The following is a 13,221-nucleotide window of genomic DNA, read 5'->3' as shown; positions in this document are numbered from 1 at the left end:
CTGTTGATGATTCGTTTTTTGATGATAAGGACAGCATATATCAGGCGGCCTGGTATATGCTTTTTTAAATGGTAACAATGAGTAACAGAAAGGTTTCGCTATTTTCTTTGAGATGGTTCGTCGTGTTTTTATGCAGCAGTGGTGCCGGCATGGCTGCCACTGCCCAGCAATCACCGGTAAATCAGCTGCTGCAACAGCTGAACGGTACCTGTTATTTTTCCACCAAACAATATAACGGCACTACGCTAATAAAAGAGCAGCGCTTTACCGCTTCCACACTGAATACTCCTGATGGCAGCTGGCAACTGGCCGTGACCACCACACCTGTAAGCGGCCATCCGGAAGCGGTAGATGTTAGCGCTGGTTTCCGCCTTAGCAGCGGTACTGCTAATCATACAGCCGTTAACGTTAGTTTTGATTTTAGCCACTGGAGTCCAAACAACTACGTGATGGTACCAGCCGCTGTATATAACGGCAACCGCTACCGCGTTATCGGTAATGGATACAGTCCGGACTATCCGGATGATATGTATTATCAGCCGCAGGTGCCATTGACCATTTCCAACAATCCACGCTTGCAGATAGAGAAAGGCGCCGCTTCGCTGATTGAATTACAAACCACCAGTGCCGCTACGCCTGCCATGTGTTTTTTTTCTCCGCAGGAGAAGAAAGGATTTATTGTGCTAACCACACAGGCAACGCCCTATGGCAATAACGGCCTGACGATCGAAGAAAATGCACAAAAAGATAGTTGCGCTTTCCGCATCTCTGCGCCTGCGGTGCGTAACCTGGCGGCCGGCTTMGGCGACTGGCACCCCAGCGGAGACATCGCGCCCAACTGGAAAGCCGGTGATGAAGTGACCCTGCACTTCCGCGTTTATACATTTGATGCCAGCAGCATTCCTGCATTGCTCACCCGTTTCCGGCAGGTGCGTAAAGACCTGAATGAAGAAAGTCCACTCCGCAATCAGGTGCCCATGAGCAAGCTATTGGAACTGGGACGTGGCATCTGTAGCAACAACTTCGTGACCGTGCCCGCAGGAAGTTATTATAAACCCGAAAACAACAACGACTTTCAACTAGGCTGGGTGAGTGGTATGATGAACACCTATCCCATGCTGGCCATGAATAATGAAACAGAACGTAAACGCGTGATGGCAGAACTGGATTTTGTAGTGCATCAGCTGCAGGGTAAAAGCGGGTATTTTTATGGAGGTATGACCGCCTCCGGCGAGATAAGGCCCGAAAAAATGAATCCTCACTTCCCCGAACTGCAGGCCATGGTACGGAAAAATGCAGATGCCCTCCTTTGGTTAATGAAGCACCTGCTGTTGTTCAAAGCGCAGGGGTATAGCGCCAGCATTAACAAAGACTGGGAAGCTGCGGCACAAAARCTCGCTGCTGCTTTTACCAACTCCTGGAAACAGCACCATGAATTTGGTCAGTATATTGCACCGGCCACCGGTGAAATAGCCGTTTATAACTCCACCGCAGGCGCCATTGCCCCGGCAGGACTGGCCATGGCGGCCCGCTATTTTAACCGCCCGGAATGGCTGCAAACGGCCAAAGAAGCGGCTGATTTTTATTACGAGAGGGATGTGGTAAAGCAAGGTCTTACCGGCGGCGATTGTGGCGATATTTCGCAAGACGCCAATTCAGAATCTGCCTTTGGCTTCCTGGAATCATTAATGGCATTGTATTATCATACCAATGATACCAAATGGCTACAGAAAGCAGAAGTACAGGCCGCCCTTTGCGCTACATGGACTATTTCTTACCCGGTAACATTTCCTGCCAACAGCACCATTGGTAAACTGCAATGCAATATGACCGGGGCAGTATGGGCCAGTATACAGAATAAACACGCCGCACCAGGCATCTGCACGGCTTCCGGCGATTATCTTTTTAAATTATTCCGCGCCACCGGAAAAGAAGCCTATGCCGCATTGCTGCGCGATATTCAACACGCCCATACGGAAGCCGTGAATATGCCCGGACATATTACTTCTAATTATTTACCAGGTTCCTGCATGGAACGCATACAACCCAGCGATGCGGAAGGACGCGGGAGCATCGGCAATTTTATTTACACCCGCAACTCCTGGACGGAAACAAACGGGATGCTCATGGCCATGGAAATTCCGGGCATTTATCTGCAAACAGACAATGGCCGCCTGTTTGTTTTTKATCACCTAACCGCTAAAATAAAGACACGAAAAAACGGTATCACTACGTTGGAAATAACCAATCCCACTGCCTATGATGCTTCCGTTTCCGTAATGGCGGAATCCAGCCGGCAGGCAGCCACACCACTGGCATATACCGCTTTTCTGAAGTGGCCTACAATAGCAGTGAAAGCAGGGGAAACCATGCAGGTGCAGGTGTTGGCCAACGGACAGTTATCGCGTTTATAAGGACAATGCATTGTTGGTGCTTAGTAATTTAACAACCCTGGCGTCGGAATCTCCCGTTTTTATTTTATGTTTACTACAGCATAAAATAGCAAGACATGGAAATATTACCATGTAAAGAGAAAAGTATTCAATCCATAGCCACTTATATTGTAGAAGTTTTCGGAGATGATTTTTTTGACCCCGAAGATTTTTGCGACTGGGATAACTATGCCATTGGGTTGGTGAAAGATAATAAGCTGATAACTATCTCTACAGAAGAATATCCCGAAAATGCACCGGAGGACTTCAGATGTCATCTGGAGCTGGAATTTATCGATATAGAGGCGCTTAACATGGTGGAATATAAACCAGCCATGGAAAATGTTACCCGGAGTGGGTTGATCGCTGAAATGAGCGAATTTTTGCGGTATAAGTACATACCAGATCAGCTCCCGGCTACTGCCATGATCAGCAGCAAAATGCAAGTGTTGAAGTATAAGGAGAAAAAGATCATCTATATCATACAGCATATTATAGATACATTTGGCACCGGCTTTTTTAATTTTCGTGATTTCTGGGAAGCGGATAAATATGCAATCGGATTTATCAAAGACGATAAGCTGATATACATCTCTACGATTTCCTATGAGAAGCATTCGTGGGAGAATTTCAGATGCTATCTGGAGTTTGAGGACATTGATAAAGACACATTTGAAACAATAATGTCCCACCCGGGGATAGATGATGTTTCCAAAGAGGAATTGATCACTCATATGAATGTTTTTCTGGGTGTATAGGCTGTGCTCCCGGTAAACCGCTCCTGCTGTTAACCTCCTATATTTAACCTGGCAGGCGCCCGGATCTCATAATTTTATTTTATGTTTACGCTACATTGAGATATTTTATTGAATAATAGCGATTCGTATAATGAGCCAAAATTACTCCTACAAATAGCCGCAGGAGAGGAAGTTGCATTCAGCATGCTGGTAGATCATTACTGGCCCCGGGTGTATGGTCATGCGTTGGCCTACACCAAATCTCCCCACATAGCAGAAGAAGTGACCCAGGACGTTTTTATGGACCTGTGGCATCACCGTGAAAAGCTCCCTGCCATCGAACATTTCGATAATTACCTTTTTATTGTGGCACGTAACAGGATCTTTAAAGTCATCCGGAAAAAACTGGAAGAAACAGAGGCCCTGGAAGATATACATCTGGCGGAAGATATCTGGTTGCCGGATCAGCAGGCAGAGTTCCGGGAAATACGCACGCTGCTGTTGACAGGTATCGCGGAACTTCCCCCGGCCCGCCGGCAGGTATTTACTATGAGTAGGATAGAAGGGAAGTCGTATGAAGAAATTTGCCAGGAATTGGGTGTATCGCGTAATACGGTGAAAGAACATATTGTGAAAGCACTCCATTTTCTCCGGAATTATATGGCCGTTCATGGCCGCCCCATGCTGTCGCTACTGGCTTTTGCGGCCAGCACCTGGTGGCGGTAGAAATTTTTTTTCTGGAGGAACCACCCACCTGCTGAGAAAAGGGGTCTTTATATATAAGCAGCTATGATGACAGCCGAAATATTACAACAACTATTGGATGAATATGCCATGGGCACCATTTCACCGGAAAACAGACAACAGCTGTTAACAGCGTTGCGTGATCCGGAGTGGGCAGACCAGGCAGCCGGGTTGTTGCTGGAAGACTTAAAAGAGGGCCGATATGATGTAGACGCCGCAGCATTACCCGATGTGCGGGAACGGCTGCACCAGCGACTGGCAGCGCAATTGCAGGCGACTAAAGCAACACCTCGCCGTGGCATTTTCCGGATGTATTGGAGCAGAATAGCCGCGGCTGTAATCCTGGTAGGAGGAGTAGCCGGCGCCGTTATCTATCTCACAAAATTACCTAAAACAAATACCGGTAATACCACCAGGCAAATGGCGGTGAATATAGCGCCCGGCGGACAAAAAGCTATGCTGATACTGGCAGATGGCAGTACCATTACGCTTGACAATGCGGAGAAAGGCGCCATCGCGCAACAGGGGAATGCACAGATTCTGAAACAGGGCAACGGGCAACTGACCTATAAGGTGGGTAGTGGCGCCAATACCAATACGCTCTGGAATACCGTTAGCACACCACGGGGAGGCGAATACCAGGTAACATTGCCGGATGGCACCAAAGCCTGGCTGAATGCGGCTTCGGCGATTACTTTTCCGGCAGCTTTTACCGGAAAGGAAAGGCAGGTAACTATTAAGGGAGAAGTATACCTCGAAGTGGCACAGTCGGCCACGAAGCCTTTCACGGTGCTCGCCAATGGCGTTGCTGTGAAAGTACTGGGCACCAGTTTCAATGTGAATGCTTATAACGATGAAGAATATACGAAAATTACCCTGGTAACCGGAAGTGTGAAAATCAGCGCGGGCAACCACGACTGGCAACTGAAACCCGGACAGCAGGCCGCTGCCGATAACCAGCACGCTACGGTGAATGTCAATGCCAGTACTGATCTGGAACAAGTGTTGGCCTGGAAAAATGGCTTGTTTAATTTTAATGGCGCAGACATTCACACCGTCATGCGACAACTGGAACGATGGTACGATATACAGGTCCGGTATGAAGGGCCCGTATCCGATATAGTTTTTAAAGGAGAGATGTATAAAAATGTAAATCTATCAGATGTGTTGGAAATGTTGAGCGCCATGGGCGTGAAATGTCATATGGAGGGCAAAGTATTAATAGTAAATGGTTAACGCAGGAAACAGTATGTAATAAATATCAACCATTATTTAAAACAATTCATCCGGACGGCTTCAGTAGATAACCGGCGGCGCTGCTGCAGCAGCGTGCCCGGAGATGCTTATGCCTTCCACAAACAAAAGAACAACACAGATAAACATCATCCAACAAAAAACCGGAAGTGTTAGCGCACTCCCGGTGAAAGTCTGGCTGATCAGCAACGAAGGTCCCTTGTAAAGACTTCTTATTTACCAACCAAACAAAACGAAATTATGCAAAATTCTGCGAATCGCACGCGGAGGGCCAGGTGGCGCCCTGACATTGCCAAAATCCTGCTCATGACGAAATTAACCATGATACTATTGACCACCGGGTTGATGCATGTGTATGCCAAGGGGGTTTCTCAAAACATCCGTTTCTCCGGGAAAAATGTACCGCTGGAAACCGTGTTTGCCGCTGTTAAGCAACAGACTGGCTATGTTTTTATGTATACAGGATCACTACTTCGTACATCCCAACCCGTTACCGTGGATGAAAAAGGAGCACCGCTGGAGAAATTTCTGACAGATATTTTCCGGTCGCAGCCACTGCAATACAGCATAAAGGGAAAGAGCATTTTCGTATATGCGAAGATGTTACCATTGACGCCCGCAGCATGGGTGGCGCCCGTGGTAGCACAACCGGTTATCATACGCATTACCGGCACCGACGGACAAGTACTCCCCGGCGCCTCCATCGCGGTAAAAGGGGGTAAACATACCGGCGTTACCAATGCAGAAGGCGTTTTTACATTGCCGGTAAATGCAGGTGATATATTGGTGGTGACCTTCATCGGCTATGAGAAGAAAGAATATACGGTAACCGCTGCCATGATCAGCACCGGTACCGCTACCATTACTTTATCCCGCGCTACCAGCGTGCTGGACGATATACAGGTGATAGCCTATGGCTCCACCACCCGCCGTGTCAGCACCGGCAGCATCGCTAAATTAAAAGGAGAAGACATCCGGAAGCAGCCAGTAGAAAGCCCGCTGCTGGCCCTTAGCGGCCGGTTGCCTGGTGTGCAGATTTCCCAAACCAGCGGTTTGGCAGGCGCTCCCGTGAGCGTAACCATACGTGGAAAAAACACGCTGGGCGCTGGATCTGACCCCTTGTACGTAATTGATGGGGTGCCCTTTGCACACTCGCTCGGAAGCGTCACCTTTGCCAACGGCATCTCTGCACAAAACATGGGAGGTCTCTACGGCGCCAACTCTGGCGTGAGTCCCTTCGTTACCATTAATCCGGCAGATATAGAAAGTATAGAAGTATTGAAAGATGCAGATGCCACCGCTATCTACGGTTCCCGCGGCGCCAACGGCGTAGTACTTATTACCACCCGTAAAGCCAAAGCAGGTAAAACTTCCGTAGATGTCAACTACTACACCGGATGGGCCAGACCCACCCGCATGGCGCAAATGCTGAATACGCAACAATATGTGATGATGCGGAAGGAAGCCTTTCAAAACGATGGCATCATTCCTACCGCTTCAAACGCCACCGACCTGATGGTTTGGGATACTACCCGTTATACCGACTGGGGTAAATTGTTGTTGGGCAAACAAGCCCGCAGCAACGACGCACAGGTACGCGTATCCGGCGGTAGCCAGCAAACACAGGTATCGCTGGCGGCAGGCTTCCACCGGGAAACCCCCATCTATTATGGCAATATGCCGGATAACCGGGCCAGCGTACGCGCTAACATGACACATCGTTCTTTAGACAATAAATTCTCGATGTCGTTCAGCGGTGGCTTCAGCTCCGACAACAACAAGATCACCACCACTGACCTGATGCAGCTTCTCACTACCGTACCCAATGCACCGTCGCCGCTGGATTCCAATGGTAACCTGGTATGGCGCGATAAAGGGATTAACTTCTCTAACCCGCTGGCCTATACGTTTAAACAGTTTATCGCCAATACAGAAAATATGCTCGGTAGTATGAATCTGCGCTACCAGGTAATAGAGGGATTACAACTGAAACTGGATGCGGGATACAATTCTATCCGCGTCGATGAAACAGTTACCAATCCGATTAAGTCGCAGAGCCCGTACAGCGCTACGCTTAACGCCACCGCTGATTTCTTCACTAAAAATTCCCGCAACTGGATCATAGAACCACAGGCAGAATATTCCCGGCACCTCGGCAAAGCAGCCCTGCAGGTATTGGTGGGTGGTAGCTTCCAGGAGCAATTGGATAAGAATACTAAAATCAGCGCCAGCGGTTATGCGAATGATGACCTGCTGTTGACTCCCGGTCCTGCTTCTGTTAAAAGCGTGACCAGCAACTACAGCAAATATCACTACGCTGCCTTATTCGGAAGAGTAAACCTCAATTGGGATGGAAAATACCTGCTGAATGTATCGGCCCGTCATGATGGCTCCAGCAGATTTGGACCTGGCAAGCAGTTCGGAACTTTCGGTGCAGTAGGCGCCGGCTGGATTTTCACGGAGGAAAGTTTTATGAAGAACTTATCTTTCCTCAGCTTCGGTAAACTCCGCGCCAGCATGGGTGTTACCGGGAACGACCGCATCGGCGACTACCAATACCTTTCCCGCTGGTCATCTACTAATTCCGCATTGCCCTACCAGGGCGCCAGTGGCCTTTATCCGGCCAACCTCGACAATCCCAACTATGCATGGGAACGTAACAGAAAATGGGAGGCCGCTTTGGAACTCTCTTTCCTCAAAGAGCGTATTTTCTTTAGCGCCGACTACTACCTGAATAAAACAGACAATCAACTCACCGGACTCACACTGCCTACACAGGTAGGCTTCGGTGATGTAAACGCCAACCGCGATGCCATACTCCAGAACTCCGGCTGGGAGCTGATGTTGAATACTACCAATATTCAACAAAAACATTTTAGCTGGAAAACAGCATTTAATATCACCATCCCGCGTAATAAACTCATTGCCTATCCGGGACTGGAAGATACTTACTATGCCAGCATATGGTCTATTGGCCAGCCGGTCACGATTTCCAAATATATCCCGTACCTGGGGGTAGATCCGAAAACAGGTATTCACCAACTGGCAGGAATGTCTGTTCCTAAAGATCAAACAGCCGTATACGATATGGCGCAACGTCAGTATGGCGGATTGCAGAACACCTTTACCTACCGGAACTGGACATTGGATTTCTTTTTTCACTTCGTGAAACAACGGGGGAAAACAAGCATCCAGTTCCAGGCACCCGGCGCCAGAACCAATCAGCCTGTGGAAGTATTGGCCCGCTGGCAACATCCCGACGATATCACCGATGTACAGCGCTTTAGCACTACCGGTGCCGCGGTAACTACCTATAGCTATTACGCCAACTACTCAGATGCCCGCATCACCGATGCTTCTTTCATCAGATTGAAGAATGTGTCGTTGTCGTACCAGTTTGAACAAAACATCATCAAGCGCATCAAAGCCGACAATATCCGCGTGTACATGCAGGCGCAAAACCTGCTCACCTTCACGCATTATAAAATTGGTGATCCGGAAACCATGTCGTTCAGTTCTATGCCGCCAATGAGAATGGTGACCGTAGGTGCACAGGTATCTTTTTAATTATTTCAATCTAAAGCAGTAGTCATGAAAAATATACAAAGTGGAATAGGGGCCCGTTGGTGGTGGGTGATAAATAGCCTGGTGCTGATCACCATTTTTGCTTCCTGCCGGAAATTTGTTACCGTAGAAAATCCGCCAGACATCCTGACCAGCGATAAAATATTTACCAGCGATAAATCGGCTACCGCCGCCATGTTGTCTGTTTATATAAGTATGATGAATGATCAGTATGGCAGCAATGGTTCATTTGTTTGTTTCACCATGTCGTCATTGGCTGGCATGTCGGCCAACGAAATGACCTGGACACAGAATAACACGACCGCACCCTATTATCAGCAGTTCTCTGATCATGCACTCACGCCGGATAACCGCTACATTGGCTCCTTATGGTCAGATGGGTATGAATATATTTACCGCACCAATGCCATCATAGAAGGACTCAGCAAAGCAACCGCCGTTACAGATAGCGTTAAAACGCAACTGGCAGGGGAGGCAAAGTTTATGCGGGCTTTTTGTTATTTCTACCTGGTGAATCTTTATGGAGATGTGCCGCTGGTACTCACCACGGCGTATAAAGAAAATATGCATCTTCCCAGAACGCCGGCTGCTACCGTATGGGAACAGATCATCAACGACCTGAAAGATGCAAAATCGCTCTTGTCTGATAAGTACCCTACCGCGGAAAGGCTGCGCCCTAACCGTTATACCGCCGGTGCATTGCTGGCGAGAGCCTTCCTGTATAACAACCGTTGGCAGGAAGCAGAAAACGAAGCCAGTAACATTATTAACTCAGGGATTTATAGCACCACATTACCGGCACCAGCATTGGCTTTTAAAAAAGAAAGCTCAGAAGCCATCTGGCAATTACAGCCGGTAATAGCTAACGCCAATACAGTGGAAGGAGGACAGTTTCTTGTAACCGGTACTACCCGTCCTAATTATGAGCTGACACCACAACTGCTGAGTGCTTTTGAACCCGGTGATACCCGCAAAACAACCTGGATTGGATTCAGTGATCCGGTGAATAATCCGGGATGGGCATTTCCTGCCAAATACAAAGCCGGTGCTGGTGCACTCACAGAGTATTACATCGTATTCCGTTTGGCAGAACAATACCTCATAAGAGCAGAAGCCAGGGCACATCAGGGTGGTAAAGTATCACAGGCGCAGGCTGATATCGATGTGGTGCGTAGCCGTGCCGGCCTGGCGCCTACCACCGCAACAGATCAGCCTTCCTTATTGACGGCCATTGAGAAAGAACGCCAAACAGAATTCTTTGCAGAATGGGGCCATCGCTGGCTGGATCTGAAAAGAACCAATCGTGCTGCGGCCGTGTTGCAACCATTTTCTCCGCCCAACACCTGGAAAGCAGGATCTGTGCTGTATCCTATTCCTGACCTGGAAATAAAGGCGAATCCGGCACTGATACAAAATGACGCATACAATAACTAATAGCTCGTATAAAAACCAACCCAATGAAAAGAATCTTATTCTCCTCCTTACTTTTGTGGCCTGCCATGATGATGGCGCAGGACACCACGTTTAACATTAAAGGTAGTATCGGAAAACTCGATGCGCCCGCAAAGGCGTATCTGTCTTACCGCACCGCCGAAGGCAATGTGGTCGATTCTGCCCTGCTGAAGAAAGGGCGTTTTGAATTCAAGGGCGCAGTAGCCGGACCAGTAATGGCTACCGTATCCGTAGACCATAACGGCACTGGCAATCCAAAGGAAATGGATATCCTTTCCTGTTATATTGACCATGGTAATTTTCAGCTGGTGGCGAAAGATTCTGTTAAAAACGCCACTATCAAAAACTCTCCGATCAATGATGCGTACAAGGCCTATCAGCAGCATTTTGCAGCGATAGAACCGGTGCTGAAAAGCCTGGATGCCAGATGGGCGCGCTCTACCGCAGAAGAGAAAAAAGGTACCGCGCTGCGCGACAGCCTCATGGCAGTAGCCACACCACTGTTCGAAGAGAAGAAACGTTTGCAGCGGTCCTATATTGATCAACATCCGGAAAGCTACTTCGCGCTGACAGCACTGAAGGAATTTGCCGGCAGCAGTATCGATTACAACACCATTGAGCCGCTGTTTAAAACATTATCTACCGCCACGCAACATAGCAGGGCAGGCATTGATTTTGCAAAACGGCTTGACATCGCTAAACTCACCACGGTAGGTGCAATGGCGCCTGTTTTTACGCAGAATGATGCCAGCGGCAATCCCGTGAAGCTGTCTGATTTCAATGGGAAATATGTATTGATTGATTTCTGGGCATCGTGGTGTGGTCCCTGCCGTGCGGAGAATCCGAATGTGGTAAAAGCATTTCAGCAATACAAAGACAAAGGTTTCACCATCTTCGGCGTTTCCCTGGACCAGGATAAAGCGGCCTGGTTAAAAGCTGTTGAAGCCGATAAATTGAACTGGACACAGGTGTCAGATTTGAAAGGATGGAAGAATGAAGTAGCCGCACAATACGGTATCAGAAGCATTCCTGCTAACCTGTTACTGGATAAAAACGGTAAAATTATCGCGAAGGATCTGCGGGGAGAAGCGCTGGAGAAAAAGCTGGCGGAGTTAATGAACTAATGAACGCAATTACGTATACCCTTTGGGGTGAGATAAAAGCGCCACGCATATTGCGTGGCGTTTTTTATTCGTAGTTATGAGATAATCCCTGCATGAATGCCGCTATCCGTGCACTGATACGATCCCTTATCCACCGGGTTTGAGCGGTATCCAGTTCTGCCAGCATATTCCCATTGTCTATATTAAAATCAGTATATACATCTTCTGTAAATTCTTCTTTTATTTCTTCCATTCGTTTTTCATTCAGGAGATCCAGTCGCCCTATTTTCGACAGGGCATTATGCAGCCTGTTTTCGGTGATGTAAGCGGCCATTTCGGTTATTAAAAAAGACAGTTCTTCCGACCGGGAGTGCACGTCAGGAATAAACGACCATTTTTCTGCTTCATGGAATTTTTCTTCTTCATCGAACGCCGGATTTTTATGCTTGATCACTGGCCGGCTGCTTAGCGCCACCGTCGAATGGTGGAGCGGCTTAATCACAGCGCCTTCCATGAGGTTAGGTGTTATCTCCGGCAAATGCAGCAATGCCGGGATGGTAGAGGAACGCTGAATGTCAAAATTCAACGCATCATTCCATTTACCGATGAATAATGGCCGGGCATAAAAAATATTAAACCGTTCAAAATAAGTGATGGCGGTGTCGTAGTCGAGATAGATTTTTGCATCCGTATCTTCCGTTAACAGCGCAATATCAAATGCGCAAAACTGAATGAACGGGCTGTAATATACACCCGTTTGAATGGCCTGTACCTGTTCGTCGGGCGCTACTTCGGGGTGCGGATATTTTCCGCCAAATAGTTCTCCGTAAATGATATAACGGTCGGCGGACATATCCTGATGTAACTGCTCAAACAGGGAAAGGACGCGGTCTTCGAGGTCTGCCACCACCMGTTGGAATCCAAAGAAATCATCTTCCCATTGGAGATAGCCTTTGCGTTTAGCGTATTGTAACTGCTGGTTTTCGTATACAAAGCTGAAATTGGCGCCGTGTATTTTTTCCGTTACTACCCACTTTAGTTTATGAAGACTATTTAATTCTTTTTCTGATAGTTGAAGTCCTTTGGAATTTTTGGGCATTTTCTCATATGCAGCATGCTCGCTCATAGCGGTAAATAATGGGTTAAAKGCAAAACAATTTACCGGCAAATATAGGCTATGTTCATTAATAGAAAATACAGATTAATATTTTTGATTATTTTTATCATCAAATCCTATATACCTATGAGTAGCGGAATAGATGTGAAATTTGTGCAGGAGCGATATGAGAAGATGTCCAATGATGAATTGATATACCTGGTTACACAGAACGGGTCAGGGCTGACGGCGGAGGCGCTGGCGATTGCGAAAAATGAAATCGCAAAGCGTGGATTAAAAGGTGGTTATGCCAATGCCCTGGAGGTGCAGAATAAAACATATACCGTCGGGGAAATAGATGCTTATTGTAGCCTGATAAATAACCTGAAGTGCCCTGTTTGTGAGGGGAGTTCTTCCCGGTTAAATGGCACTTTTACAACAGAAGTAATGAGTTTTATCTTGATTACTCAGACTAAAACAAAGGTGCATGTAGGGTGCCCTGATTGTTTGGATGAGTTGAATAACGCAGCGTTGGGTAAAACGGCGGTATTAGGTTGGTGGAGTTTTATGGGAATCTTTAAAACTATCGGGGCTATCATTGACAACATAAAGCATAAGCGGGCTAATCACCAGGAATCGCCTAATACTGCTTTGAGAAGCTTTGTTTTGTCAAATATCGGGCTTATAGAATTGCATAAAAATGATTCTGCTGCGCTTTATCAGGTAATAGCAAAATAATAGTGTAGTCTGCGCAAAACCGGAGCAAAATAAAAAAAGCCGCAGGTATCCATCTACCTACGGCTAAAACATCAGCTGAA

General features: G+C 47.5%; 9 protein-coding genes. 8 read left to right on the top strand and 1 reads right to left on the bottom strand.

Annotated elements, in window-relative coordinates; translation table 11 throughout:
* Positions 1–77: 77 nt before the first annotated feature.
* From AC1DFM_RS32570 to AC1DFM_RS32540, 7 genes are all read left to right on the top strand, one after another.
* On the top strand, positions 78–2,414 hold the full coding sequence (locus AC1DFM_RS32570; protein WP_477080966.1) for a hypothetical protein: 2,337 nt from the start codon (positions 78–80) through the stop codon (positions 2,412–2,414).
* A 95-nt stretch (positions 2,415–2,509) separates the two neighbouring features.
* Complete coding sequence (locus tag AC1DFM_RS32565; RefSeq protein ID WP_477080965.1) at positions 2,510–3,190, top strand: hypothetical protein; 681 nt, start codon at positions 2,510–2,512, stop codon at positions 3,188–3,190.
* 108 nt (positions 3,191–3,298) lie between these two features.
* A complete protein-coding gene (locus AC1DFM_RS32560) occupies positions 3,299–3,895 on the top strand; it encodes an RNA polymerase sigma factor (protein ID WP_477080964.1) in 597 nt (198 codons plus the stop codon).
* A 63-nt stretch (positions 3,896–3,958) separates the two neighbouring features.
* Positions 3,959–5,149, top strand: coding sequence for a FecR domain-containing protein (locus AC1DFM_RS32555; protein WP_477080963.1), 1,191 nt, complete (start codon positions 3,959–3,961; stop codon positions 5,147–5,149).
* A gap of 258 nt (positions 5,150–5,407) precedes the next feature.
* Positions 5,408–8,734 carry a SusC/RagA family TonB-linked outer membrane protein gene (locus AC1DFM_RS32550; RefSeq protein WP_477080962.1) on the top strand — a complete coding sequence of 1,109 codons (3,327 nt, stop codon included), beginning with the start codon at positions 5,408–5,410 and terminating at the stop codon, positions 8,732–8,734.
* A gap of 24 nt (positions 8,735–8,758) precedes the next feature.
* Positions 8,759–10,186, top strand: a complete 1,428-nt coding sequence (locus AC1DFM_RS32545; RefSeq protein WP_477080961.1) for a RagB/SusD family nutrient uptake outer membrane protein — start codon at positions 8,759–8,761, stop codon at positions 10,184–10,186.
* 23 nt (positions 10,187–10,209) lie between these two features.
* Positions 10,210–11,328: a redoxin domain-containing protein gene (locus tag AC1DFM_RS32540; protein WP_477080960.1), complete on the top strand. Its 1,119-nt coding sequence runs from the start codon at positions 10,210–10,212 to the stop codon at positions 11,326–11,328.
* Positions 11,329–11,392: 64 nt separating this feature from the next.
* Here the strand turns inward: AC1DFM_RS32540 and AC1DFM_RS32535 are convergent, their stop codons facing one another.
* On the bottom strand, positions 11,393–12,433 hold the full coding sequence (locus AC1DFM_RS32535; RefSeq protein WP_477080959.1) for an RNA ligase family protein: 1,041 nt from the start codon (positions 12,431–12,433) through the stop codon (positions 11,393–11,395).
* Between the two features lie 117 nt (positions 12,434–12,550).
* Between AC1DFM_RS32535 and AC1DFM_RS32530 the strand changes: the two genes are divergently transcribed.
* Entirely contained in the window at positions 12,551–13,141 is a 591-nt protein-coding gene (locus AC1DFM_RS32530; protein WP_477080958.1) for a hypothetical protein, read from the top strand.
* Positions 13,142–13,221: the final 80 nt, after the last annotated feature.

It is taken from the genome of Chitinophaga sp. 05T412 (assembly GCF_056396465.1).
The sequence above is the reverse complement of the archived record's forward strand: the minus strand, read 5'-3'. Positions and strand labels throughout refer to the sequence as shown.